Here is a 25,638-nt window from a genome sequence, read left to right as displayed (position 1 = left end):
ACGCAGCATTGCATTCCCAAATCCAATTTGTTTATCTGGCCGACTAATATTGGGAATTTCAATGCGACCGACGATTGCTGAACTGGAAGCGTTCGTCTGGACGGCGCGCCTCGGATCGGTCCAAGCGGCGGCAAGACAGCTCTTCCTGGCGCAGCCGACCGTCTCGCTCCGCCTGAAGTCGCTGCAGGACGAACTCGGCGTCCGCGTCTTCAAGCGGGCCGGCACCGTGTTGCGGCTTACCGTCGACGGCGAGCTGCTCTTCGTCCACGCGCTGACCATCATCGATGAGCTCGGCCGGCTGCGCGAACGGGTCGGCTCGGCCGGGGAGATCCACGGGACGGTCAGAGTCGGGCTGCCCGAGACCTTCGCGGTCGCCTGCCTGCCGCTGATCCTCAAGGATCTGGCGGCGCGCTACCCGCTGCTGCGGCTCGAGCTTTCGGTGGCGACGAGTTCGCATCTCGAGGACGAGCTGCGCGAGCATCGGCTCGACCTTGCCTTCCTGGTTCATCCGACAGGCGGCGCCGCGATCCGCCTGGTCAGGCTCGGCCGCCAGGAGGCGGCGTGGATCGCCGCGCCGTCGCTCGGGCTTCGCCCGACCATCAGGCCAGCCGACCTGCAGGACTGCCAGTTGCTGTCGAATCCGCCGCCCTCGGCGATGCACCGCCAGGTGATTGACTGGTTCAGCGCCGCGGACGTGTCGCCGCGGCGGCTCGACTATTGCACCGGGCAGATGGTGATCGCCCACCTTGTGCAGGAGGGCGTCGCCGCGGCTTTCCTGCCCGTCAAGCTAATGGAGACCGCCCTGGCCGCAGGACAGGTGGTGAAGCTCCGTTCGGTGCCGCAATTTGCCCATGCCTGGGTCTGCGCAGCCCACCGGGTCGGCAGCGCGACGGCCGAGATTGAGGCGGTGATCGCCGCCGTCGAGCGCGTGCTCGAGCAGATCCCGTTCCTGCTGCCGGCCGATGCAGCTGGCGAGCCGGCCTAGCCCTCGATCTTCAGGTAGTCGATGGCGAGCAGCGATTTCTGGATCGACTTCAGCATGGCGCTGATCGGTGCCGTGAGACCCCCGTCGGGATAACGTGCATAGATCCGGCCAGGGTTGAGCTCAGGCGTCGCGCGCAGCACCGATAAGGCCGGCTTTAGCCTCGTCGGCCATCATACGCACCGGCCTGTTCAGCTTCTTGCTGACGCGCCGGAATGCCGGCGCAGATCGGTGCCTACCCGACCCAGACCTTCGAGAACGGCTGGTTTTCCTCCTGGCGGTGAACCTCTGCCTATTCTTCATCGGCATGTTAATCGAGACCTCGGCAGCGATCATCGTCCTGGCGCCGATCCTTGCACCCGTAGCCGCCAGCTTCGGCATCGATCCCGTAAATTTCGGCATGGTGATGGTCGTGAACTTGGCGCTCGGCATGATCACGCCGCCTTTCAGCGTGAATCTCTTCGCCGCCTGCGCCGTGGCGCGGATATCGCTCGACCGCATGATACCGGCGATCTGTTCGATCCGCTCGATTTCGAACTGGCGGAGCTTGGCCTCCATCGCATTGAACTGGGCGATATAGGCCTCTTTGAACTTGGCGGCCTTGACGCCTCTGAAGCCCATCACCAGGAAGGTGAAGCCGTCCTTCGTTATGAGGACGTGGGACGTGGTATCACCTGTTAAGTCATTGATCTTAAACGAAGCAAAATTTCTTTCCCTGAATTCTGCCGAGCAACCTAGGCTCCTGATTGCCTTCAGGACATCGAAATGGTTCTTGCCGAAGAACGCCGCGACGTCCCGGCTGTCGGGCCCGCTCTCGTCGCTCCGGTGCTATATGGTTGAATTTCCCGCAGGAGGCTGGCCGACGAGCAAGACGCGGCGCGAAACCGACGATCACGCCCTTGAGATTAGACTTTCTGATGATGGCGCCCCGCTGTTTTGAATGTGTCTAATCCAGGTCTTCGGAACGGGGGAGAGATCCGATGAAGGTTGCCTTGCGGGCCAATTTCGCCACGCTGCTCAAAGAAATTCTCGAAAAACACGATACAGTGCGCCTCTGCTGCGCCAACCAGACCTTCCACGTGAGACACCACGCAGTTGTGACGTCAGACTGCGTCAGATTTCAGGATGAAGACGACAGGGTCTGGATCGTGCCGTTCTCGGCGATCCAGCGGGTGAGCACCACGACCTGAAGCCGCAAGGGATGAGCTCGCTGCAACGTAGCGGGCGAGGCGGCACCGCCTGTTACCTTGGCGACCGGATGACGTGCCAGGGTAACAGCTGACGTGTCGATGCGAATCAACTCGAGAGGGCCCATCGGCGGCGCTTTCCGCTCAATCGCTCGGGAAAGGCTGGGCAACGCTCTTGTTACCCCGTACGTTACCCTGAGTGCAGATCCTGGCATCGTCCAGGGGCTGAAATTCCGTCTAAGTAGTTGACGTTGCTGGTGCCGGTTGAGGGATTCGAACCCCCGACCCCCTGATTACAAATCAGGTGCTCTACCAGCTGAGCTAAACCGGCCTCCCACCCCAAGCGCGACTTTGGGCTACCAGCCTTTCCGCAGGACCGCAAGATAGCATCTCGCCACCATTTGGAGGGGGCTGCCCGCCAACAAGCGCAGGCCGTCCTCATGGCTGCCTCCAGCTGCCCATGTGGTCGTGCAGGGCGGGCAAGGTCACCTGCCGGTTTTGCAAGACATTCGCGAAAAAGAGCGCTGTGCTCAAGGTCCGGATTCCGCCATAAAGGCTTGGCAGTATCCCCTTCATGCGTAGTTACACGCGCAGGCCATGCCAGTTGTGGTCAGTTTGGTTGTGAGGAAGGGCGATGAGCTTCCAAATGTCGAAAAAGCTTCTGAGCGCCGGGCTCGCCGGCCTGGTGCTCGCGGGGGCGATGGCGGCCGGCACGGGCGATGCCGCGGCCCGGTGGTATGGTCCCCGATACTACCACCATTATCACCATTACCACGGCAATCCGGGCGCAGCGGTGGCGGCCGGCTTGGTCGGTGGTCTGGCGCTCGGAGCGCTCGCCGCCACCGCCGCGCGACCGGCCTATGCGGCGCCAGCCCCCGTCTACGACTATGATCCGGACTGTTATGTAGAGCGTCGGCGAGTCTGGGTCGAAGGTCTCGGCTGGTCGTTCCGGCGCGTCACCGTCTGCGATTGATTGCGCATCGATAGCTATCAAAAGGCCCCGCTTGCCGGGGCCTTTTTCATGGCGGACATGCTGCCGGTGTTCGGTGGGAACCGCTCCCGTGAGGTCGCGGTTAGTCTTACGGAGGGTCGGGGTTAGCTTTGATGAAAACCCTGCGGAAGGAGAGCGATGAGCTTTCAAGTCTCGAAGAAAATCCTGAGCGCCGGGCTCGCCGGCCTGGTTCTTGCCGGCTCGGTCGTGGCGGGTGCGGGCGACGCTTCGGCGCGGTGGCGCGGTCACGGTCCCCATTACTATCACCACCGCGGCGGTAACGCCGGTGCGGCGGCTGCGGCCGGCATTGTCGGCGGCTTGGCACTCGGCGCCCTGGCGGCCGGGGCCGTCCGGCCGGCCTATGCGGGACCTGGCCCGGTCTATGATTACGACCCGGGCTGTTACGTCGAACGCCGGCGGGTCTGGGTGGATGGCTGGGGCTGGTCGTATCGGCGCGTCACCATCTGCGACTGATGCACATATTCGTGACAACCAGGAAGGCCCCGCCAGTGCGAGGCCTTTTTGCTTCGGGACGTATCCCGCGCGCTTCGGCAGCCTCGGAACTGGTCGATTAACAAAGGGTTAAGTATTATAAACTGCACGAGACGCTGATGCCTGCCGATGCCGACATGAGCGGGAGGACGACGATGAACATTCCATTCACATTCAAATCACTGCTGTTTGGCGCAGGCGCGATGCTGGCGGTGTCCTTCTTTGCGTCGGCAATCCCGACGCCGGCCGACGCCCAGCCCGCGTGGCGGGGCGGAGGTGGTCGCGGTGGCGGGATGGCTCTCCGCGGCGGCATGGGCGGCCGCAATTGGGGCGGTGGACCTGCGTTCCGGGGGCCGGGCTTCCGCGGGCCCGGGTTCCGGGGCGGGCCTGCCTTTCGCGGGGCTCAGTTCCGTGGTGGGCCCGGCTTCCGCGGTCCAGGGTTCCGCCGTGCAGGATTCCGGCAGGCCTATTATGGCGGCCGGCCGGGCTGGAACCGCGCCGCATGGAGAGGCTGGAACCGCCCGGCCTGGAGGGGTGGCTACTACGGGCCGCGCTGGCGTGGCGGCTGGTATCGCCCGGGCTGGCGGGGAGGCTGGTACAGGCCGGCCTATTACGGCTACTACGGCTACCCTGGATACTATTACGATCGTTGGGGTACGGGAGCGGCGCTGGCGACCGGGCTTCTCATCGGTGCAGCAGGGACTGCAATCGCCACCCAGGCAAGCCAGGCGGATTATTGCTATCGCGCGCCAAGGCGGGTGGTCGTGAACGGTGTCTGGCGGGTGCGGCAGGTTAGGGTCTGCCGCTACTGAGGCAGCCCTCACTCACCTCGGCCTCAAAAAAAGACCCCGCCGCAAGGCGGGGTTTTCACGTTGGGGTCTCGGAAAACTGATGATCTTCCGTCGAGGTAGAACGGATCGAACTGCCGGGAGTTCCAACTGTTCGGAGTCTCCCGACAATATTGTTCGGCAGGCTCCGATCCATCGCCGGCGGTCTCGCCCCGATCGGTTACAGGAACGCGGTCACTGAAAGGCCCGGTCAGTCAACGTGCAGATCGTGGCGAAACTGCGAACCGGCCGGGCCGCTATCCACTGCCCGTTCTCATTCCCCCTTGTAGGTGTAGATGTCGCGGTCCTTCGTTTCCGGGAGGAGCAGAAGGCCAACCACGAAGGTCATCAGCGCGATGGCGATGGGGTACCACAAGCCTGAATAGATGTTCCCGGTCGCCGCCACGATGGCGAAGGCGGTGGGCGGCAGAAAGCCGCCGAACCAGCCGTTGCCGATATGGTAGGGCAGGGACATCCCGGTATAGCGGATGCGCGTCGGGAAGAGTTCGACGAGCAGCGCGGCGATCGGCCCATAGACCATCGTCACGAAGAGCACCAAGATGGTGAGGATGACGGTCATCATGACCTTGTTCATCTTTGCCGGATCGGCTGCGGCCGGATAGCCGTGCGCGCGGATGGCGTCGGTGACAGTTTTGGTGAATGCAGTTGTCCGTGCTGCGGCTTCTGGGCCGGCGGCTTTGGCGTCGAAGGCCTCGATGACCTGGTCGCCGATCCTGATCTTCGCCACAGTCCCTGCCAGAGCCGCCTCATTGGCGTAGTTCACCGCGTTGCGGGCCAGGAAAGACTTCGCGATGTCGCAGGATGTCGTGAAGCTCGACGTGCCGACCGGGTTGAACTGGAAGGAGCACTCGGCCGGATCGGCGATGACGGTCACCGGCGCGTTCTCCTGCGCGGCAACGAGGTCGGGATTGCTGTACTGGGACAGGGCGGCGAAGAGTGGGAAGTAACTGATTGCCGCGATCAGGCAGCCGGCCAGGATGATCGGCTTGCGGCCGATCCGGTCCGAGAGCCAGCCGAAGACGATGAAGAAGGGGGTGCCGATGAGAAGGGCGAGCGCAATCAACAGATTGGCCGTCGTCCCGTCCACCTTCAGCGTCTGGGTGAGATAGAACAGCGCGTAGAACTGGCCTGTATACCAGACGACGGCCTGGCCAGCCGTGCCGCCGAAAAGGGCGATGAGGCCGATCTTGGCGTTCTTCCAGCGGCCGAAGGCTTCCGTCAGGGGGGCCTTCGACTGGGTGCCTTCAGCCTTCATCTTGGTGAAAGCAGGCGATTCCTGCAGCTGAAGCCGGATCCAGATGGAAATGCCCAGCAGCAGGATGGAAAGGAGAAACGGTACGCGCCAGCCCCAGGCGGCGAAGTCCTCCGCCGACATGGAAAAACGAAGCAGGAGGATGACGACGAGCGAAAGGAACAGCCCGAAGGTCGCGGTCGTCTGGATCCAGGAAGTATAGAAGCCACGCCGGCCCTGCGGAGCGTGTTCGGCGACATAGGTGGCAGCTCCCCCATATTCCCCGCCGAGTGCCAGGCCCTGGAGCAGGCGGCAGACCACGAAGGCGATGGGCGCGACGATGCCGATCGCGGCATAGCTCGGCAGCAGACCCACGATGAATGTGGATAAGCCCATGACTGTCATGGTCACGAGGAAGGTGTATTTGCGGCCGATGAGATCGCCCAGGCGCCCGAAGAACAGCGCACCAAAAGGCCTGACTGCGAAACCGGCTGCAAAGCCGAGAAGTGTGAAGATGAAGCCGGCAGTCGGATTGACGCCGGAAAAGAAATTGGCCGATATATTGATCGCAAGAGAGCCCGCGAGGTAAAAATCATACCATTCGAAGACTGTGCCGAGCGAAGAGGCGACGATCACCTTCTTCTCTTCGCGCGTCATCGGCTGTTTTTTTCCTTCAATCGGTACGGATGTCGCAACACTCATCGGTGCCTCCCTGGCCATCCTCGTTCTTATGGAGTCTGCGTCGGGAGGACGTGACCGCTGGCGGGTGCCAACGACCACGCTAATCACGAATCAGCCCGGCGAGACTCAATGCGGCGAGGCTATGGTGCACGTGGCGAGATGTCGCTCGTCAATTCGTCGTCAGCCGAAAGTCGTAGCGAGCGCAGGCTGTTAGGAGGATGCGAATGACGGCCGAGGCTTGGGCGCTCAGGCGGGCGGAAGGTTCCTGCTCACCGCATAAAGCGCCACCGCGGCTGCGTTCGACACGTTCAGGCTCTTGATGGCACCGGGAACGTCCAGGCGCACTAGCGCGCTGCAACGCTCGCGCGTCAGTTGCCGCAGCCCCTTGCCCTCGGCACCGAGCACCAGCACGACGGGCCGATGCAGCTGGACGGCTTCGAGCGGCGTCGTCCCGGCCGAGTCGAGACCGATGCACAGGAAGCCACGCTCGCTCAATGTCTGCAAGGCACCGGCCAGATTGCGGACGATGGTGAAGGGGACGTGTTCCAAGCCCCCTGACGCCGATTTCGCCATGACGCCGGTGGCTGCTGGGCTGTGGCGGGCGGTCGTGATGATGGTGTCGACGCCGAAGGCCGCCGCCGAACGCACGATCGCTCCGACATTGTGCGGATCGGTGATCTGGTCGAGCGCGAGGATGAGCGAGCGCGCATTCATCGTCTCGATGGTCGGCGAGGGCAGGGGATCGGCTTCGAGATAAAGCCCCTGGTGCACGGCGTCCGGCTCGAGGCGCCGGCCGATCTCCTCCGGCCGCACGAGGTCTGCGTCAATGCGCAGGGTCTCGAATCTCTCGTTCAGTCGTTGGAGTGCATTTTCAGTCGCCATGAGGCGACGCAGGCGCCGCTTCGAGTTGGCCAGGGCTTCAACGACCGGATGCCAGCCATAAAGGATGACGCTGCCGGGCTCATCGCGGTTTTGCGACGCTCGGACGCCGCGCGCCGCCCGGTGACCGGGCCTTGCGGCGGGTCGCTTGTGCGTCCGGGCTTCGTCATCGGTCATGGCGGCGGCATTCGTGGCTGAGGGGGGCTGGCTGGTAGGAGAGGGGCAGATGTCGCATAGGGCGCTCAATCGCGCCAGTCGGGTTTTGCTGTTGACACTCGCGACCGGCTCCACTTAAGAACGCCCCGCTGCTCGTGCTTGCGCGAGATGTGCATCCGGACTGCCTCATGGGGCAGTTTCGCGGGACGGGCGGAGGGGTGCCCGAGTGGTTAAAGGGGACGGACTGTAAATCCGTTGGCTATGCCTACGTTGGTTCGAATCCAACCCCCTCCACCACCCGTCTCGGAACTGTTTTGCGGTGCGGGTGTAGCTCAATGGTAGAGCAACAGCCTTCCAAGCTGATGACGAGGGTTCGATTCCCTTCACCCGCTCCATGACTTTTTGATTGTTCTTTAAGCGTTGCCGGGGGGCTTCGTTGATTGGGCGATTTATGTTGCTCGCGATGGCGAGCTTGGTCTTGGCTGCCTGCGCGACGGTGCCGCCGCATTCCATGGATCTGAGCGCGTTCCAGAGGTTCAAGATCGCGCAGGTCGCGGTCAAGGGCGTCAAGGTTGTGCGCTCCTGGCCCAGCCAGGAAGAGGCTTATCTCAAGACGCATGCCGTCGACCCCAGCGTCGCCAGGCGGTTGCAAAACGAGCCGTCCTGGAATTTTCCCGAAGTCCAGGAACAGTTCCAGACGGCCCTCGACGACCAATTCGGCGCTGAATTCGGCTCGCAGATCACGCCGCTCTTCACGGGGGCGAAGCCGCTCAAGGCGGTAGTCCGGCTGAAGATCTTCGACGTACCCTCGGTGGCTCGGCGTGTCTTTGTCGAGAGCCGCCCCAAGATCCAGGCCGAGATCGATCTGGTGGATGCCAAGACCGGTGCGCTCGTTCTCAAATACGACGGAGTCTACCGCTCCAGGGAGATCGGCGGTGGTATCGGGACGGCCCTGGCGATGGCGATCAATTCTTCCGATCCCGGCTACGTGCTGATCGGCGAGTATGTTAGTTAGAGAGTATCGTAACTGGCTCTTGCGGAATTGAGCGAAACCCCCTAGACGGTCCCGCAATTTCGGGGCCGACGGGCCCGATCCTCCTCAGAACGGCAACGCCTTAAGGTTGTGACGANCCATGGAGGTGACGCTGATCGTGCCGATCGCGATGGAAGAGAAGCTGCGCTTCGCCATCCGCGAGGGCGGGCGCACCGTCGGCGCCGGCGTCGTCGCCTCGATCATTGAGTAAAGCTGACATCTATCCCGGGAGCCATGGCGCTCCCGGGCTCTCTCGACGGCATCGTCCGGGGCCGTCAATCACCTATCGCCTTCCCGCACAACTGATGTATAGGAAGATGGCGATATCGCCCCTGACGACCTCGGCCGCTCGGCAGCTGTCGTCTCGCCGGCGTGTCGCTTCGCCGGATCCGCTAGGAGTGTAGCTCAACTGGTTAGAGCACCGGTCTCCAAAACCGGGGGTTGGGGGTTCGAGTCCCTCCACTCCTGCCAGCGGACCCCGTATTGGCCCCTCGTTGGGGCCTTCGGATTTTAAGGCGGCGGCAAGCCGGTCTGGCGATTCTATTGACGGTTCGGTGCTTGCGAGCGGCAGTGCCGATACCGATGTTGATCAAGCCGCGCCGTCGGCATGCCATGGGCATTGCACGAAAGCGCGAATGGTGATGGGAAATGGCGAAGACGAACCCGGTCGAATTTTTGCAGCAGGTCAGCAACGAGGCCTCCAAGGTCACGTGGCCCACCCGCAAGGAGACCCTCGTCACGACGGCGATGGTGTTCGTCATGGTCATCCTGGCGAGCATATTTTTTCTGATCGCCGATCAACTGATCCAGTTCGGCGTGACTCTGGTCCTCGGTATCGGACGTTAGGAGGTTCCCCAATGTCCCCAGCCAGTGCCAACAGCGTGTCCTCCGGATCCAAGCGGTGGTACATCGTTCACGCCTACTCGAATTTCGAGAACAAGGTGGCGCAGTCACTGCGCGATCAGGCGGCCCAGCGAGGCCTTGAAGACAAGTTCGACGAGATCCTTGTGCCGACCGAGAAGGTCGTCGAGGTGCGCCGCGGCCGTAAGGTCGATACGGAACGCAAGTTCTTCCCGGGCTATGTCCTGGTGAAATGCGACCTCACCGACGAGGTCTACCACCTGATCAAAAACACGCCGAAGGTCACGGGCTTCCTGGGTGCCGACAAGGCCAAGCCCATGCCGATCCCGGATCGCGAGGCCGAGCGCATCAAGGGTCAGGTGGCGGAGGGCGTTGATCGCCCGAAGCCGTCGGTCAGCTTCGAGGTGGGCGAACAGGTGCGCGTCGCCGACGGGCCCTTCGCATCCTTCAACGGAACCGTGGAGGAGGTCGACGAAGCCCGCGCCCGGCTCAAGGTCGCGGTGTCGATCTTCGGACGCGCTACCCCGGTCGATCTCGAATACGGTCAGGTCGAGAAGGTCTGACCCGTTGCATAGAGCAGTTCGCGGCCGGCGGGGCTTGTTTCCGCCGGTCCGTATTGCTATGTGACACGTCCGCGAGAATGGACCTGTCCGTTCTCGCATGGGGACCGTTCGGCCCCCACGCCGCAGCCACTGGATGCGGCATCAGCCGCGGGAGGTTCTCCGGTCGCCAGCCGGGCAAAAGGAACCGCACCGCGATCTGCAACCCACGGCAACCGGATGGCATCCGGCGTGCCGTCTTTTGGGAGCAGCCATCATGGCAAAGAAGATCACGGGCTACGTGAAGCTTCAAGTACCGGCAGGGGCCGCCAATCCCTCGCCGCCGATCGGTCCCGCGCTCGGTCAGCGCGGCCTGAACATCATGGAATTCTGCAAGGCCTTCAATGCGCGCACGGCGCAGATGGAGAAGGGCATGCCGATCCCGGTGATCATCACCGCCTATCAGGATCGCTCCTTCACCTTCGAAATGAAGCAGCCGCCGGTCTCCTATTTCCTCAAGAAGGCGGCGGGCGTCACCAGCGGCTCGAAGACGCCCGGCAAGGGGGCCATGGCCGGCCAGGTAACGCGGACGCAGCTGCAGGAGATCGCCGAGAAGAAGATGGCCGACCTCAACTGCGACAGCATCGAGGCTGCGGTGGCGATGATCGAAGGCTCAGCCCGTTCTATGGGCCTCGAGGTTCAGGGCTGAGGAGATCGATCATGGCAAAGACGGCAAAACGGATCACAAATCTCCGCGACGGGGTCGATCGCACGAAGCTCTATGGGCTCACCGATGCGGTCAAAATGATTCAGGAGCGGGCCAAGGCCAAGTTCGATGAGACCATCGAAGTGGCGATGAATCTCGGCGTGGACCCCCGCCATGCGGACCAGATGGTGCGTGGCGTGTGCCAGTTGCCGAACGGTTCCGGCCGAACGGTGCGGGTGGCGGTCTTCGCGCGTGGTGCGAAGGCTGATGAGGCCAAGGCGGCGGGGGCGGATATCGTCGGCGCCGAGGATCTCCTCGAGATCGTCCAGGGTGGTACCATCGAGTTCGACCGTTGCATCGCGACACCCGATCTCATGCCGCTCGTCGGCCGGCTCGGCAAGGTGCTCGGCCCCCGCGGTCTGATGCCCAACCCGAAGGTCGGCACTGTGACCATGGACGTGGCCGGCGCCGTCAAGGCGGCAAAGGGCGGCGCGGTCGAGTTCCGGGTGGAGAAGGCGGGTATCGTCCATGCCGGCATCGGCAAGGCCTCCTTTGAGGCGGACAAGCTCGTGGAGAACATCAAGGCCTTCGCCGACGCGGTCGCCAAGGCGAGGCCGGCGGGCGCCAAGGGCACCTATGTCCAGCGCATCGCCATCTCCTCGACGATGGGGCCTGGCGTGAAGGTCGATCCGGCGTCGGTCCTGAACGCCTGACGATGTTGCAGCCCGACGCCACTCGAAGGAACCGGCGTCGGTTGCCGATCGTCCGATTTGATTCGCGTTTGCCCCTTGGCAAGCGCCTTAGTAGTGGTTATTAAGAACGTTTGTATCCTAAAACCTGGAAGGCCGCTTGCGGTCTTCCGTGAGCGTTTCTGCCCGGGCAACTGGGTGGAAGGGCCGGCGGGCAGGAGGAGACTTCTGCTCGATCCGGCCTTATGTCCTGTCCGAGACTGCGGGTGCCGATCATCGGCTTAATTTCTGCGTGAAGCCAGCATAGACGGGGAAGGCTGATTTTCGCCGGGAAGTTCCGCACAAGCGGGGCTTCGCGGCTGGTCGGTTCGGACCTATGACCTGGGGCGAGAGTGTTGCTCTTCGATCCGGGGGACAGGGCTTGCGAGCGCCGTATCGCACGGCGTCGGGCGCAGGCCTGATGCACGGCGAGCGGCATGTGCAGCCGACGGCAGGGGTGTTCCCGTGCCGTCGAACCGGAGAGAGCCAAGTGGACAGAGCGGCAAAAGCAGAGCTCGTCACGACATTGGGCGAGGTGTTCACCTCGACCGGCGTTGTTGTCGTCGCTCACTATGCCGGCCTGACGGTCGCCGACATGCAGAAGCTCCGTAGGGAGATGAAGCAGGCAGGCGGCTCCGTCAAGGTCACGAAAAACCGCCTCGCCAAGATCGCTCTCGAAGGCACGGATGTCGCGTCCATCGCGTCCCTCCTGAAGGGGCCGACATTGCTGGCTTATTCCAGCGATCCCGTTGCGGCACCGAAAGTCGCCACCGACTTCGCCAAGGCCAACGACAAGCTCGTGATCCTCGGCGGGGCGATGGGGACGACTGCTCTGAACCCGGACGGCGTGAAGGCACTCGCCTCACTGCCCTCCCTCGACGAATTGCGCGCCAAGATCGTCGGCCTCGTGCAGGCCCCGGCGACGAAGGTGGTGCAGGTCGTCAATGCGCCCGCCGGCAAACTGGCGCGCGTGTTCGGGGCTTATGCCAAGCGAGACGAAGCGGCGTGAGGCCGTCTAACCCCATACCGAACCGAACCAGGAAGAAGAAACTATGGCTGATCTAGCAAAGCTCGTCGACGAACTGTCGGGCCTGACCGTTCTCGAAGCCGCGGAGCTCGCGAAGCTCCTCGAGGAGAAGTGGGGCGTTTCCGCCGCTGCCGCCGTCGCGGTTGCGGCTGCGCCGGCAGCGGGCGCGGCTGCTCCCGTCGAAGAGCAGACCGAGTTCACGGTCGTTCTGGCCGCCACCGGCGACAAGAAGATCGAGGTCATCAAAGAGGTCCGCGCCGTCACCGGTCTCGGCCTGAAGGAGGCCAAGGATCTCGTCGAGGCCGCGCCGAAGCCCGTCAAGGAAGGCGTAGGCAAGGAAGAGGCCGAGAAGATCAAGGCCGCTCTCGAGAAGGTCGGCGCCAAGGTGGAGCTGAAGTGACCTCGGGTCGCTGATGCTGGCAATCGCGATGAAAGGGGGCCTCGTCCTTTTTCATCGAGACGGCCCGATTCCACGGGCCGTCAGCAACTAAGACTTCAACGGTCCCGAAGACGCTTCGTCTCCGGGGCCGTTATGTCGTCCCTAAGCTCCAGGATCGCGCAGATCCGGCCGGGACGGCGATAATGATAGCGATCGCCGGAGGCGGCGACCGCAAGCAAAGCAGCAAGCCGCGTGAGCGGCGCGGCTGACCCGGCGGCCTCTGCCGCACCATGCCCCGCCCGGGGCTGCCCGGTCAGCCGTGCGTGAGGAGCGAGAACAGATATGGCCCAGACGATCACTGGCCCGAAGCGCGTCCGCAAATTCTTCGGCAAGATCCGGGAAGTGGCCCAGATGCCGAACCTCATCGAGGTTCAGAAGGCATCTTATGACCAATTCCTGATGGTCGAGGAGCCGAAGGGGGGGCGGCCGGAGGAAGGGCTGCAGTCCGTCTTCAAGTCCGTCTTTCCGATATCTGACTTTTCCGGCAGCGCGCTGCTCGAGTTCGTCAAATACACCTTCGAGCTGCCGAAATACGATGTCGACGAGTGTCGCCAGCGGGGCATGACCTTTGCCGCGCCGCTGAAGGTGACGCTGCGCCTGATCGTGTTCGATGTCGACGAGGACACCGGTTCGCGCTCCGTCAAGGACATCAAGGAGCAGGATGTCTACATGGGCGATATGCCGCTCATGACGGACAACGGCACCTTCATCGTCAACGGCACCGAGCGTGTCATCGTCAGCCAGATGCACCGCTCGCCGGGCGTGTTCTTCGACCATGACAAGGGCAAGACCCATTCGTCGGGCAAGCTCCTCTTTGCCGCACGCATCATTCCGTATCGCGGGTCCTGGCTCGACATCGAGTTCGACGCCAAGGACATCGTCTATGCCCGCATCGATCGTCGCCGGAAGATCCCGGTGACGTCGCTGCTCTTTGCGCTCGGCCTCGACGGCGAGGAAATCCTCGACACCTTCTACAACCGCGTCGTCTACAAGAAGAACAAGGACGGCTGGCGCGTTCCCTTCGATCCCGAGCGCCTGAAGGGCTTCAAGGCGACAACGGACGTCATCGACGCCGATACGGGCGAGGTGGTGATCGAGACCGGCAAGAAGCTGACGGCTCGCTCTGCGCGCCTTCTGGCGGAAAAGGGCGTGAAGGATCTGCGCGCCACGAACGAGGATCTCATCGGCCAGTATGTGGCCGAGGACCTCGTGAACTACGCGAATGGCGAGATTTATGCGGAAGCCGGTGAGGAGATCACCGAAAAGCTCCTGAAAAGTCTCATCGAGAGCGAGTTCGAGGAGATCCCGGTCCTCGATATCGACCACGTCAATATCGGTCCCTATATCCGCAATACGCTCAAGCTCGACAAGAACTCCTCGCGCGAGGAGGCCCTGTTCGACATCTACCGCGTGATGCGGCCGGGCGAGCCGCCGACGCTCGATACGGCGGAGTCGATGTTCAACTCGCTGTTCTTCGATGCCGAGCGCTATGACCTTTCGGCGGTCGGGCGCGTGAAGATGAACATGCGCCTCGATCTCGATGCGCCTGACACCATGCGCACATTGCGGCGCGAAGACATGCTGGCGGTCGTCAAGGCGCTCGTCGACCTGCGCGACGGCCGTGGCGAGGTGGACGACATCGACCATCTCGGCAACCGCCGCGTGCGCTCGGTCGGCGAACTGATGGAGAACCAGTATCGTCTGGGGCTCCTCAGGATGGAGCGCGCCATCAAGGAACGCATGTCGTCGGTCGACATCGACACCGTGATGCCGCAGGACCTGATCAACGCCAAGCCCGCGGCGGCGGCGGTGCGCGAATTCTTCGGCTCCTCGCAGCTGTCGCAGTTCATGGACCAGACCAATCCGCTTTCGGAGGTCACGCACAAGCGACGCCTGTCGGCGCTTGGGCCGGGCGGCCTCACCCGCGAGCGCGCAGGCTTCGAGGTGCGCGACGTGCATCCGACGCATTATGGCCGGATCTGCCCGATCGAGACGCCGGAAGGCCCGAATATCGGCCTCATCAACTCGCTCGCGACCTTCGCGCGGGTGAATAAATACGGCTTCATCGAAGCGCCCTATCGCCGGGTGCGCGACGGCGCGGTGACCAGTGATGTCGTCTATCTCTCGGCGATGGAGGAATCGAAGTACTACGTCGCCCAGGCGAATGCCGACATCGACGCCGAAGGCAAGCTGACGGAGGACCTGGTGGTCTGCCGCCGGGCCGGCGACGTCGTGGTCGTGCCGCCGGATCGGGTCGACTATATGGACGTGTCGCCGAAGCAGCTCGTTTCGGTGGCTGCGGCGCTCATCCCGTTCCTCGAGAACGACGACGCCAACCGCGCCCTCATGGGCTCGAACATGCAGCGCCAGGCGGTGCCGCTGGTCAAGGCCGATGCTCCCTTCGTGGGAACGGGCATGGAGGCGGTGGTCGCCCGCGACTCGGGTGCGGCCATTGGGGCTCGCCGGACGGGTATCATCGACCAGGTCGATGCGACCCGTATCGTCGTGCGTGCGACCGAGGATCTCGACCCCACCAAGTCGGGCGTCGACATCTACCGGCTGATGAAGTTCCAGCGTTCCAACCAGTCGACCTGCATCAACCAGCGGCCGCTGGTGAAGGTGGGTGATTTCGTGCGCAAGGGCGACATCATTGCCGACGGTCCCTCGACCGATCTCGGCGAGCTCGCGCTCGGCCGCAACGTGCTCGTCGCGTTCATGCCCTGGAACGGCTACAACTTCGAGGACTCGATCCTGCTCTCCGAGCGGATCGTGAAGGACGACGTGTTCACGTCGATCCATATCGAAGAGTTCGAGGTGATGGCCCGCGACACGAAGCTCGGGCCTGAGGAAATCACGCGCGACATTCCGAATGTCTCGGAAGAGGCGCTGAAGAACCTCGACGAAGCCGGCATGGTCTATATCGGCGCCGAAGTGAATGCCGGTGACATCCTCGTCGGCAAGATCACGCCTAAGGGCGAGAGCCCGATGACGCCGGAAGAGAAGCTGCTTCGCGCCATCTTCGGCGAGAAGGCCTCCGACGTGCGCGACACCTCGTTGCGCGTGCCGCCGGGCGTCACCGGTACAGTCGTCGAAGTGCGGGTGTTCAACCGCCACGGCGTCGACAAGGACGAGCGTGCCCAGGCCATCGAGCGCGAGGAAATCGAGCGGCTGGCCAAGGACCGCGACGACGAGCAGGCGATCCTCGACAGGAACGTCTATGCGCGTCTCGCCCAGCTCCTCACGGGCCAGACCCCGGTCGCCGGGCCCAAGGGCTTCCGGAAGGACGTGGAGCTGACGCGCGAGAGCCTGGCGGAGTTCCCGCGCTCGCAGTGGTGGGCTTTTGCTGTCACGGACGACCCGCTCATGGCCGAGCTCGAGGCCATGCGCAAGCAGTACGACGAATCGAAGAAGCGCCTCGAACAGCGCTTCCTCGACAAGGTCGAGAAGCTGCAGCGCGGCGACGAGCTGCCGCCCGGCGTCATGAAGATGGTCAAGGTCTTCGTGGCGGTGAAGCGCAAGATCCAGCCCGGCGACAAAATGGCCGGCCGTCACGGCAACAAGGGCGTTGTGTCGCGCATCGTGCCTATCGAGGACATGCCGTTCCTCGAGGATGGCACGCATGCCGATATCGTGCTCAACCCGCTCGGCGTGCCGAGCCGTATGAATGTCGGGCAGATTCTCGAGACGCATATGGGCTGGGCCTGCGCCGGCCTCGGTCGGCAGGTGGGACAGGCGGTCGACGCCTATCTCAGGTCGCACGACGCGAGCCAGCTCAAGGGTGCCTTGACGAAGGTCTACGGCGACAATAGCGACATCGACCAGCTCGACGACGCCGGCCTGGTGGAACTCGGTCAAAATCTGCGCCGCGGCGTCCCGATCGCGACGCCGGTCTTCGACGGGGCGAAGGAGAGCGATATCGAGCGCATGCTGGAGGAGGCGGGGCTCGACCGCTCAGGTCAGGTCACGCTCTATGACGGACGGACTGGCGAAGCCTTCGATCGCAAAGTGACGGTCGGCTACATATATATGTTGAAGCTGCACCATCTCGTCGACGACAAGATCCACGCGCGCTCGATCGGGCCGTATTCGCTCGTCACTCAGCAGCCGTTGGGCGGCAAGGCGCAGTTCGGTGGACAGCGCTTCGGCGAAATGGAGGTGTGGGCGCTGGAAGCTTATGGCGCAGCCTACACCCTGCAGGAGATGCTGACGGTGAAGTCGGACGACGTGGCGGGTCGCACCAAGGTCTACGAGGCGATCGTGCGCGGCGATGACACCTTCGAAGCCGGCATACCCGAGAGCTTCAACGTGTTGGTGAAAGAGATGCGATCGCTTGGCCTCAATGTCGAACTGCTATCGACCAAAAAGCCGCAGGTGGAATTGCCGCCTTCGGAAGCTGCCGAGTGAGCCGAGGAGCTTTCAAGGCAGAGGCTTGGCGGTGACCATTCCGTCCGGATCGTGATGAATGGGCTGCGGATGCCCCGGGGCATGCGCAGCCTCCCGTGTTGAGATGAGCCGTTGGCGGCGGCTTGAAGATATCGGCCAGCGGGAGCTTAGCGATGCTCCGACGCGGCTTGAAGGAGACGGCGATGAACCAAGAGGTCATGAATCTCTTCAATACCCAGGCTCCTGCGCAAACGTTCGATCAGATCAAAATCTCGATCGCGAGCCCGGAGAAGATTCTGTCTTGGTCCTTCGGTGAGATCAAAAAGCCGGAGACGATCAACTACCGTACGTTCAAGCCGGAGCGCGACGGTTTGTTCTGCGCGCGGATTTTCGGCCCGATCAAGGACTACGAGTGCTTGTGCGGCAAGTACAAGCGCATGAAGTACAAGGGCGTCATCTGCGAGAAATGCGGTGTCGAGGTCACGCTCGCGCGCGTACGGCGCGAGCGCATGGGCCATATCGAGCTCGCCGCTCCCGTCGCTCATATCTGGTTTTTGAAGTCACTGCCCTCGCGCATCGGCCTTCTGCTCGACATGACGCTGAAGGATCTCGAGCGCATCCTCTATTTCGAATATTACGTCGTTATCGAGCCGGGCCTCACCCCCTTGAAGGAGCGTCAGCTCCTCTCGGAGGACGAGTACCTGCGCGCCCAGGAGGAATATGGGGACGATTCGTTTACGGCGCTGATCGGCGCCGAGGCGATTCGTGAGATCCTGCGCTCGCTCGATCTCGACAAGATCGCGGCGGACCTGCGCCACGAGATTGCGACGACGACCTCCGAGCTGAAGCCCAAGAAGCTGATGAAGCGCCTCAAGATCATCGAGGCCTTCCAGCTCTCGGGCAATAAGCCGGAGTGGATGATCCTGACGGTCGTTCCGGTTATTCCTCCGGACATCCGGCCGCTCGTGCCGCTGGATGGCGGGCGCTTCGCCACGTCGGATCTCAACGACCTCTACCGGCGCGTCATCAACCGCAACAACCGCCTGAAGCGCCTCATCGAGCTCCGGGCTCCCGACATCATCATCCGTAACGAGAAGCGGATGCTGCAGGAAGCGGTCGATGCGCTGTTCGACAACGGCCGCCGTGGCCGCGTCATCACGGGCGCCAACAAGCGGCCGCTGAAGTCGCTCGCCGATATGCTGAAAGGCAAGCAGGGCCGGTTCCGCCAGAACCTGCTCGGCAAGCGCGTCGACTATTCCGGCCGCTCCGTGATCGTGGTCGGTCCGGAGATGAAGCTGCATCAGTGCGGGCTGCCGAAGAAGATGGCGCTCGAGCTGTTCAAGCCCTTCATCTATGCCCGCCTCGACGCCAAGGGCCTGTCGGCCACCGTTAAGCAGGCGAAGAAGCTCGTCGAGAAGGAGAAGCCGGAGGTCTGGGATATCCTGGACGAGGTCATCCGCGAGCATCCGGTGATGCTGAACCGGGCGCCGACGCTGCACCGCTTGGGCATCCAGGCGTTTGAGCCCGTGCTCATCGAGGGCAAGGCGATCCAGCTGCATCCGCTGGTCTGCGCCGCCTTCAACGCGGACTTCGACGGCGACCAGATGGCCGTGCACGTGCCGCTGTCGCTCGAGGCCCAGCTCGAAGCGCGCGTCCTGATGATGTCGACCAACAACATCCTGCACCCGGCCAATGGTCAGCCGATCATCGTGCCGAGCCAGGACATCGTGCTTGGTCTCTATTATCTGTCGATCATCGCCGAGGGTGAGCCGGGCGAAGGCAAGGCTTTCTCCGATATCGGCGAGCTCGAGCATGCGCTGGCCGAGAAGGTCGTCACCTATCACACCAAGATCCGCTACCGGTGGCAGGGTGTCGATCAGGACGGCAAGACCTATTCGAAGATCTACGAGACGACGCCCGGCCGCGTGGTTCTGTCACGCGTGCTGCCGCGCCATCCGGCCGTTCCCTTCGACGTCGTGAACAAGCTCATGACGAAGAAGGAAATCTCCGCGATGATCGATACCGTCTACCGCAACTGCGGGCAGAAGGAATCGGTGATCTTCTGCGATCGCATCATGGCGCTTGGCTTCTACCACGCGTTCAAGGCGGGCATTTCGTTCGGCAAGGACGACATGATCGTGCCGGAGAACAAGTGGAGCATCGTCGAGGAGACGCGCTCGCTCGTGAAGGAGTTCGAGCAGCAGTACAATGACGGCCTGATCACCCAGGGCGAGAAGTACAACAAGGTGGTCGATGCCTGGGGCAAGTGCTCCGCCCGCCTCGCCGAGGAGATGATGAGCCGCATCTCGTCCGTGAAGAAGGACGAGAACGGCCGCGATCTGCAGGTGAACTCGATCTATATGATGGCGCATTCCGGCGCGCGCGGTTCGCGCGAGCAGATGCGTCAGCTCGGCGCGATGCGCGGCCTGATGGCCAAGCCTTCCGGCGAGATCATCGAGAGCCCGATCATCTCGAACTTCAAGGAAGGCCTCGACGTGCTCGAGTACTTCAACTCGACGCACGGCGCGCGCAAGGGCCTCGCCGACACGGCGCTGAAGACGGCCAACTCCGGCTATCTGACGCGTCGTCTCGTCGACGTGGCGCAGGATGCGGTCATTCGCGAGCCGGATTGCGGTTCGGAACGGGGCATCCGCATGCGCGCCATCGTCGATGCGGGACAGATCGTCGCCACGCTCGCCTCGCGCATCCTCGGCCGCACCGCGGCGGAGGATCTGGTCGATCCGGACGGCAAGATCATCGTTCCGAAAGGCACGATGATCGAGGAATGGCATATCGAGCCGATCAATGCGGCCGGTATCCAGGAGGTGAAGATCCGCTCCGTGCTCACCTGCGAGTCGCGGATCGGCGTCTGCGGCACCTGCTACGGCCGTGACCTTGCGCGCGGCACGCCGGTCAACCACGGTGAGGCGGTCGGCGTCATCGCGGCGCAGTCGATCGGCGAGCCGGGCACGCAGCTCACCATGCGCACCTTCCACATCGGTGGCGCGGCGCAGATCGCGGACCAGTCCTTCCTCGAGACGAATTTCGAGGGCGTGGTCAAGATCCGCAACCGCAATTTGGCGCGCAACACCGATGGCGATCTCATCGCCATGGGCCGCAACGTCGCGGTGGTGCTCCTTGCGCCGGATGGACAGGAACGTGCGGTGCACCGCGTGCAGTACGGCTCGCGGCTCAAGGTGGACGACGGGGATCAGGTGAAGCGCGGGCAGCGCATCGCCGAGTGGGACCCGTATACGCGTCCCATCTTGACCGAGGTCGACGGCACGGTGGCCTTCGAGGATCTGGTAGAGGGCGGCTCGATCACCGAGACGGTGGACGAGGCGACCGGTATCGCCAAGCGCGTCGTCATCGACTGGCGCGGCTCGGCGAGAACCTCAGACTTGAGGCCGGCCATCGTCGTGCACGATGCGGAGGGCAAGGTGGCCAAGCTGGCGCGCGGTGGTGAAGCGCGCTGGCTGTTGCCTGTCGACGGTATCATCGCCGTCGACCCCGGCAACAAGGTGAAGGCCGGCGACGTGCTGGCGCGTATTCCGACGGAAAGCGCCAAGACGCGCGACATCACCGGCGGCTTGCCGCGGGTGGCGGAGCTCTTCGAGGCGCGGCGGCCGAAGGACGCGGCGATTATCGCCGAGAAGTCCGGCACCGTTCAGTTCGGGCGCGACTACAAGAACAAGCGTCGCCTGAGCCTGGTGCCGCACGATGGTTCCGAGCCGGTGGAGTACCTGATCCCGAAGGGCAAGCACATCCATCTGCAGGACGGCGACGTGGTCGAGGTCGGCGATTTCATCGTCGACGGCAATCCGGCGCCGCATGACATCCTGGCCATCAAGGGCGTCGAGGAACTCGCCGCCTATCTCGTCAACGAGATCCAGGAGGTCTACCGGTTGCAGGGCGTCAATATCAACGACAAGCACATCGAGGTGATCGTTCGCCAGATGCTGCAGAAGGTCGATATCGACGAGCCCGGCGATTCGGAGTTCCTGCAGGGCGAGCAGGTGGACCGCATGGAGCTGGCGGAGGCCAACGAGAAGCTGATTGCGGAAGGCAAGAAGCCCGCAGTGGGCAATCCGGTCCTCCTCGGCATCACCAAGGCGAGCCTGCAGACGCGCTCCTTCATCTCGGCAGCGTCCTTCCAGGAGACGACCCGCGTCCTCACCGAGGCGGCCGTCAATGGTAAGGCCGACTCGCTCGAGGGGCTCAAGGAGAACGTCATCGTCGGTTCGCTCATCCCAGCCGGCACCGGTGCCCTTGCGGCGCGCCTCAAGGAGATCGCGCAGCGTCGCGACGATTTGATCCTCGCGCAGCGCGTGTCCGAGAACCAGCAGGCAGTCGCGGCGCGAAACGCGCCGGAGCTGCCGCCAGCGGCCGCGGAGTAAGCAGCCGACCTCCCAGCCCTTATGGGATGGTGAATGAACTAGAGTGCCGTGAGGATCCATCCTCACGGCACTTCTTTGTGAAGTCTCGATGATCCGCCGGCGCCCCTTGACCGAATGATGGGCGAAAGCAGCTGCCAGGCTCAAAATCGGTCATTCCGGGGTTGACGGCCGGGCAGTCTGGGGCTAGAAGCTCCGAACTCTGGCAGGTGGTAGGTGTTCGCAGATCGAAGCGACGCGCTTCGGTGTTTGACGCCTAAACGCTGCCGTTTTAGCACCGACTGACCGCAAGTCAGGCTTGTAACGTCAGAGCTGGAGCAAGATCGCGCCACGAGATGTCGCGGTCCTCTGCATGTGCTTCACGCCTTTAGCTTGGAAAAGCTTAAGGCGTGGGTTTGTGTTGCGCCATTGCCGTCCCGGGCTATGCCCGGACTGCCGCGGCGCAGCGAGATCGAATTGTTTTCCGTCCGATGGTCGGGCGAAGACAGGGCCGATGGTCGTTGCGGCGACCGAAGCGAGAGAACGAGAGCATGCCGACGATCAACCAGTTGATCAGCAAGCCGAGGACGGCGCCGAAGAGCAGGAACACCGTTCCCGCGCTCGAAGCATGCCCGCAGAAGCGGGGCGTTTGCACGCGCGTCTATACGACCACGCCGAAGAAGCCGAATTCGGCTCTGCGTAAGGTCGCGAAGGTTCGGCTGACCAACGGCTACGAGGTCATCGGCTACATTCCGGGTGAAGGTCACAATCTTCAGGAACACTCGGTCGTCATGATCCGCGGCGGCCGCGTGAAAGATCTTCCGGGCGTTCGCTATCATATCCTGCGCGGCGTGCTCGACACGCAGGGCGTGAAGAACCGCAAGCAGCGCCGCTCGAAATACGGCGCCAAGCGGCCGAAGTGATCGGCCGTCATACAGATCATCTCGGGGGTGGTGCTTTCGCCCACCCGCCGGGGCCGCGAGCCTCAAGGCTCAAGGAAACTCAGGATTTAGGGCGGAGCTGAAGCATGTCCCGTCGTCACAGTGCCGAGAAGCGCGAGATCATTCCGGACCCGAAGTTCGGGGACGTGATCGTGACCAAATTCATGAATTCGGTCATGCGCGACGGCAAGAAGTCGGTCGCAGAGGCGATCGTCTATGGCGCGCTCGATATCATCGAGCAGAAACTGAAGACCGAACCGCTTTCGGTCTTCAAGCAGGCGCTCGACAATGTCGCGCCGGCCATCGAGGTGCGCTCCCGGCGTGTGGGTGGCGCGACCTATCAGGTGCCGGTCGAGGTGCGGAACGAGCGCCGTCAGGCACTCGCGATCCGCTGGCTCATTCAGGCGGCGCGTGCACGCAACGACAAGACGATGGTCGAGAGGCTTTCGTCGGAACTCATGGACGCCTCCAGCAATCGTGGTAGTGCCGTCAAGAAGCGCGAGGACACCCACCGGATGGCGGAGTCCAACCGCGCCTTTTCGCACTATCGCTGGTAACGACTGCAAGCTGCCGAGAGAACGATCATGCCCCGCAATCATGCCATCGAGGACTACCGTAACTTCGGCATCATGGCCCACATTGATGCGGGCAAGACGACGACGACGGAACGCATCCTCTATTACACGGGCAAGAGCCACAAAATCGGTGAGGTCCATGAGGGCGCTGCCACCATGGACTGGATGGAGCAGGAGCAGGAGCGTGGCATCACGATCACGTCGGCTGCGACGACCTGCATCTGGCGCAACAAGCGCCTGAACATCATCGACACGCCCGGCCACGTCGATTTCACCATTGAGGTCGAGCGCAGCCTGCGCGTGCTCGACGGTTGCGTCTGCGTGCTGGACGGCAGCCAGGGTGTGGAGCCGCAGACCGAGACCGTATGGCGGCAGGCCGACAAGTACGACGTGCCGCGCATCGTCTTCGTCAACAAGATGGATAAGGTCGGCTCGGACCTGTATCGCTGCGTCGATTCGATCATCGATCGCGTGGCTGGCAAGCCGGTATGCCTGCAGCTGCCGATAGGGTCGGAGTCTTCCTTCAAGGGCGTCGTCGATCTTATCCGCATGAAGGCGATCGTCTGGGAAGATGAGGCGCTCGGCGCCAAGTTCCACGACGAAGAGATCCCCGCCGATATGGCGGAGAAGGCGCAGGAGTACCGGACGAAGCTGGTCGAGGCCACCGTCGAACTCGACGATGATGCCATGGCCGCCTATTTCGAGGGCCAGGAGCCGGATGAGGAGACGCTGCGGCGTCTCGTGCGTCTGGCCGTGCAGAAGCGTGCCTTCCATCCCGTGCTCTGCGGCTCGGCCTTCAAGAACAAGGGCGTGCAGCCGCTGCTCGACGCCGTCGTCGACTACCTGCCGTCGCCGATCGATCGCGGCGCCATCAAGGGCATCGACGTCAAGACCGATGAGCCGATCGAACGTAGGCCGTCGGACGACGAGCCCTTCTCGATGCTCGCCTTCAAGATCATGGACGACCCCTTCGTCGGCACGATCACGTTCTGCCGTGTCTATTCGGGCTCAGTCGAGGCTGGCTCCTCGATCCTGAATTCGACGCGCGAGAAGAAGGAGCGGGTTGGCCGCATGCTGCTGATGCATGCGAATAACCGCGAAGACATCAAGGAGGCCTATGCCGGCGACATCGTCGCGCTGGCTGGTCTCAAGGACGTGCGTACGGGCGACACCCTGTGTGACACCCTGAAGCCGGTCATTCTCGAAAAGATGGAATTTCCGGAGCCGGTCATCGAGATCGCCATCGAGCCGAAATCGAAGGCCGATCAGGAGAAGCTCGGTATCGCGCTGTCCAAGCTTGCGGCGGAAGATCCGTCGTTCCGGGTTTCGACCGATCAGGAGTCGGGTCAGACCATCCTCAAGGGGATGGGCGAGCTGCATCTCGACATCAAGGTCGACATCCTGCGACGCACCTACAAGGTGGACGCCAATATCGGCGCGCCTCAGGTCGCCTATCGTGAGAAGATCACGAAGAAGACCGAGATCGATTACACGCACAAGAAGCAGACCGGTGGTACCGGCCAGTTCGCTCGTGTGAAGTTTATCGTCGAGCCGAACGAGACCGGCGCCGGCTATGTCTTCGAATCGAAGATCGTCGGTGGTGCCGTGCCCAAGGAATATATCCCGGGCGTGGAGAAGGGCCTGCAAAGCGTCCTCGGCTCCGGCGTGCTGGCGGGCTTTCCTGTGGTCGATCTCAAGGTGCAGCTCGTGGACGGCGCGTTCCACGAGGTGGACTCCTCGGCACTTGCCTTCGAGATCGCGTCCCGTGCCGCTCTGCGCGAGGCCCTGCAGAAGGGTTCGCCAGTGCTGCTCGAGCCGGTGATGAAGGTCGAGGTCGTGACGCCGGAGGATTATACTGGATCGGTCATCGGCGACCTGAACTCGCGCCGTGGGCAGATCCAAGGTCAGGACATGCGTGGCAATGCTGTGGTGATCAACGCCATGGTGCCGCTCGCCAACATGTTCGGCTACGTGAATACCTTGCGCTCCATGAGCCAGGGCCGTGCGACCTACACCATGCAGTTCGACCACTACGAGCAGGTGCCGCAGGCGGTCGCCGCCGAGGTTCAAGCGAAATACGCCTGAACCTTCATCCGCAACCAACGACGACGAACGTCGAGTTCCTCCTAGGAGCCCTACGATGGCCAAAGAAAAGTTTGAGCGGACGAAGCCGCACTGCAACATCGGAACGATTGGTCACGTTGACCACGGGAAGACGTCGTTGACGGCGGCGATCACGAAGGTTCTTGCCGAGACGGGTGGAGCGTCGTTCACGGCCTATGACCAGATCGACAAGGCGCCTGAGGAGAAGGCGCGCGGGATCACGATCTCGACGGCGCATGTGGAATATGAGACGGCGAACCGTCACTATGCGCATGTGGACTGCCCCGGGCACGCCGACTATGTGAAGAACATGATCACGGGCGCGGCGCAGATGGACGGGGCGATCCTCGTTGTGTCTGCGGCGGACGGCCCGATGCCGCAGACGCGCGAGCATATTCTTCTGGCGCGTCAGGTGGGCGTTCCGGCGCTGGTCGTGTTCATGAACAAGGTGGACATGGTCGACGACTCCGAGCTCCTCGATCT

The 25,638-nt window shown here is 63.0% G+C and carries 22 protein-coding genes, 4 tRNA genes and 2 pseudogenes; 23 read left to right on the top strand and 5 right to left on the bottom strand.

Going from position 1 to position 25,638, the window contains the following annotated elements:
- The first annotated feature begins 61 nt into the window (after window positions 1-61).
- Window positions 62-985: a LysR family transcriptional regulator gene (locus ACFQU1_RS04760; RefSeq protein WP_378129839.1), complete on the top strand. Its 924-nt coding sequence runs from the start codon at window positions 62-64 to the stop codon at window positions 983-985.
- Here ACFQU1_RS04760 and ACFQU1_RS04755 read toward each other — a convergent pair.
- On the bottom strand, window positions 982-1,125 hold the full coding sequence (locus ACFQU1_RS04755) for a hypothetical protein (protein WP_378129837.1): 144 nt from the start codon (window positions 1,123-1,125) through the stop codon (window positions 982-984). The genes ACFQU1_RS04760 and ACFQU1_RS04755 overlap by 4 nt on opposite strands.
- Before the next feature lie 137 nt (window positions 1,126-1,262).
- Here ACFQU1_RS04755 and ACFQU1_RS04750 point away from each other — a divergent pair, with 137 nt between their 5' ends.
- Window positions 1,263-1,562 carry a TRAP transporter large permease subunit gene (locus ACFQU1_RS04750; protein ID WP_378129835.1) on the top strand — a complete coding sequence of 100 codons (300 nt, stop codon included), beginning with the start codon at window positions 1,263-1,265 and terminating at the stop codon, window positions 1,560-1,562.
- Here the strand turns inward: ACFQU1_RS04750 and ACFQU1_RS04745 are convergent.
- Window positions 1,532-1,774: pseudogene (locus ACFQU1_RS04745) on the bottom strand (Rha family transcriptional regulator); the annotation flags it as partial. The gene ACFQU1_RS04750 and the pseudogene ACFQU1_RS04745 overlap by 31 nt on opposite strands.
- A gap of 188 nt (window positions 1,775-1,962) precedes the next feature.
- On the opposite strand from ACFQU1_RS04745, the gene ACFQU1_RS04740 reads away from it, so the two are divergent.
- Window positions 1,963-2,172, top strand: coding sequence for a hypothetical protein (locus ACFQU1_RS04740; protein ID WP_378129833.1), 210 nt, complete (start codon window positions 1,963-1,965; stop codon window positions 2,170-2,172).
- A 252-nt stretch (window positions 2,173-2,424) separates the two neighbouring features.
- On the opposite strand, the gene ACFQU1_RS04735 is transcribed toward ACFQU1_RS04740, so the two are convergent.
- Window positions 2,425-2,500 (bottom strand) — tRNA-Thr (locus tag ACFQU1_RS04735).
- Between the two features lie 315 nt (window positions 2,501-2,815).
- On the opposite strand from ACFQU1_RS04735, the gene ACFQU1_RS04730 reads away from it, so the two are divergent.
- The 3 genes from ACFQU1_RS04730 to ACFQU1_RS04720 all read left to right on the top strand — a co-directional run bounded on the left by ACFQU1_RS04730 (window position 2,816) and on the right by ACFQU1_RS04720 (window position 4,464).
- Window positions 2,816-3,142: a hypothetical protein gene (locus ACFQU1_RS04730; protein ID WP_378129831.1), complete on the top strand. Its 327-nt coding sequence runs from the start codon at window positions 2,816-2,818 to the stop codon at window positions 3,140-3,142.
- Window positions 3,143-3,298: 156 nt separating this feature from the next.
- Window positions 3,299-3,634: a hypothetical protein gene (locus tag ACFQU1_RS04725; RefSeq protein ID WP_378129829.1), complete on the top strand. Its 336-nt coding sequence runs from the start codon at window positions 3,299-3,301 to the stop codon at window positions 3,632-3,634.
- 173 nt (window positions 3,635-3,807) lie between these two features.
- Window positions 3,808-4,464: a hypothetical protein gene (locus tag ACFQU1_RS04720; RefSeq protein WP_378129827.1), complete on the top strand. Its 657-nt coding sequence runs from the start codon at window positions 3,808-3,810 to the stop codon at window positions 4,462-4,464.
- Window positions 4,465-4,753: 289 nt separating this feature from the next.
- Here ACFQU1_RS04720 and ACFQU1_RS04715 read toward each other — a convergent pair whose 3' ends face one another.
- Both ACFQU1_RS04715 and rlmB read right to left on the bottom strand, forming a co-directional pair.
- Complete coding sequence (locus ACFQU1_RS04715; protein ID WP_378129825.1) at window positions 4,754-6,433, bottom strand: MFS transporter; 1,680 nt, start codon at window positions 6,431-6,433, stop codon at window positions 4,754-4,756.
- Window positions 6,434-6,658: 225 nt separating this feature from the next.
- On the bottom strand, window positions 6,659-7,468 hold the full coding sequence (gene rlmB, locus ACFQU1_RS04710; protein ID WP_378129823.1) for a 23S rRNA (guanosine(2251)-2'-O)-methyltransferase RlmB: 810 nt from the start codon (window positions 7,466-7,468) through the stop codon (window positions 6,659-6,661).
- Window positions 7,469-7,659: 191 nt separating this feature from the next.
- Between rlmB and ACFQU1_RS04705 the strand changes: the two genes are divergently transcribed.
- From ACFQU1_RS04705 to ACFQU1_RS04625, 17 genes and pseudogenes are all read left to right on the top strand, one after another.
- Window positions 7,660-7,744: transfer RNA gene (locus tag ACFQU1_RS04705), tRNA-Tyr, on the top strand.
- A gap of 24 nt (window positions 7,745-7,768) precedes the next feature.
- Window positions 7,769-7,842 (top strand) — tRNA-Gly (locus tag ACFQU1_RS04700).
- Window positions 7,843-7,910: 68 nt separating this feature from the next.
- Window positions 7,911-8,462 (top strand): hypothetical protein, encoded by a 552-nt coding sequence (locus tag ACFQU1_RS04695; protein ID WP_378129821.1) that lies wholly within the window; start codon window positions 7,911-7,913, stop codon window positions 8,460-8,462.
- A 118-nt stretch (window positions 8,463-8,580) separates the two neighbouring features.
- Window positions 8,581-8,691 (top strand): annotated as a pseudogene (locus ACFQU1_RS04690) (elongation factor Tu); the annotation flags it as partial.
- 183 nt (window positions 8,692-8,874) lie between these two features.
- Window positions 8,875-8,951, top strand: a tRNA-Trp gene (locus ACFQU1_RS04685).
- Between the two features lie 177 nt (window positions 8,952-9,128).
- A complete protein-coding gene (secE, locus tag ACFQU1_RS04680) occupies window positions 9,129-9,326 on the top strand; it encodes a preprotein translocase subunit SecE (RefSeq protein ID WP_378129819.1) in 198 nt (65 codons plus the stop codon).
- An 11-nt stretch (window positions 9,327-9,337) separates the two neighbouring features.
- The gene (gene nusG / locus ACFQU1_RS04675) at window positions 9,338-9,904 is read left to right on the top strand and encodes a transcription termination/antitermination protein NusG (protein ID WP_378129817.1); all 567 of its coding nucleotides are present in this window, start codon (window positions 9,338-9,340) and stop codon (window positions 9,902-9,904) included.
- Between the two features lie 253 nt (window positions 9,905-10,157).
- Entirely contained in the window at window positions 10,158-10,589 is a 432-nt protein-coding gene (gene rplK / locus ACFQU1_RS04670) for a 50S ribosomal protein L11 (protein WP_378129815.1), read from the top strand.
- Window positions 10,590-10,600: 11 nt separating this feature from the next.
- Window positions 10,601-11,299 carry a 50S ribosomal protein L1 gene (gene rplA, locus ACFQU1_RS04665; protein WP_378129813.1) on the top strand — a complete coding sequence of 233 codons (699 nt, stop codon included), beginning with the start codon at window positions 10,601-10,603 and terminating at the stop codon, window positions 11,297-11,299.
- Window positions 11,300-11,804: 505 nt separating this feature from the next.
- Complete coding sequence (rplJ, locus tag ACFQU1_RS04660; RefSeq protein ID WP_378129811.1) at window positions 11,805-12,323, top strand: 50S ribosomal protein L10; 519 nt, start codon at window positions 11,805-11,807, stop codon at window positions 12,321-12,323.
- A gap of 43 nt (window positions 12,324-12,366) precedes the next feature.
- Window positions 12,367-12,741 carry a 50S ribosomal protein L7/L12 gene (gene rplL / locus ACFQU1_RS04655; RefSeq protein WP_378129809.1) on the top strand — a complete coding sequence of 125 codons (375 nt, stop codon included), beginning with the start codon at window positions 12,367-12,369 and terminating at the stop codon, window positions 12,739-12,741.
- A 321-nt stretch (window positions 12,742-13,062) separates the two neighbouring features.
- Complete coding sequence (gene rpoB / locus ACFQU1_RS04650) at window positions 13,063-17,184, top strand: DNA-directed RNA polymerase subunit beta (RefSeq protein WP_378129807.1); 4,122 nt, start codon at window positions 13,063-13,065, stop codon at window positions 17,182-17,184.
- A 182-nt stretch (window positions 17,185-17,366) separates the two neighbouring features.
- Entirely contained in the window at window positions 17,367-21,560 is a 4,194-nt protein-coding gene (gene rpoC, locus ACFQU1_RS04645; RefSeq protein WP_378129805.1) for a DNA-directed RNA polymerase subunit beta', read from the top strand.
- Window positions 21,561-22,087: 527 nt separating this feature from the next.
- Window positions 22,088-22,459: a 30S ribosomal protein S12 gene (gene rpsL, locus ACFQU1_RS04640; protein WP_378129803.1), complete on the top strand. Its 372-nt coding sequence runs from the start codon at window positions 22,088-22,090 to the stop codon at window positions 22,457-22,459.
- A 104-nt stretch (window positions 22,460-22,563) separates the two neighbouring features.
- Window positions 22,564-23,034 (top strand): 30S ribosomal protein S7, encoded by a 471-nt coding sequence (rpsG, locus tag ACFQU1_RS04635; protein WP_378129801.1) that lies wholly within the window; start codon window positions 22,564-22,566, stop codon window positions 23,032-23,034.
- Window positions 23,035-23,061: 27 nt separating this feature from the next.
- Window positions 23,062-25,137: an elongation factor G gene (gene fusA / locus ACFQU1_RS04630; protein WP_378129799.1), complete on the top strand. Its 2,076-nt coding sequence runs from the start codon at window positions 23,062-23,064 to the stop codon at window positions 25,135-25,137.
- 55 nt (window positions 25,138-25,192) lie between these two features.
- Window positions 25,193-25,638 (top strand): GTP-binding protein (locus tag ACFQU1_RS04625; protein ID WP_378129797.1); only part of this gene is annotated, 446 nt, incomplete at its 3' end.

Origin of the sequence: Chelatococcus sp. GCM10030263 (assembly GCF_042666455.1) — a bacterium.
Classification (GTDB): domain Bacteria; phylum Pseudomonadota; class Alphaproteobacteria; order Rhizobiales; family Beijerinckiaceae; genus Chelatococcus.
The sequence above is the reverse complement of the archived record's forward strand: the minus strand, read 5'-3'. Positions and strand labels throughout refer to the sequence as shown.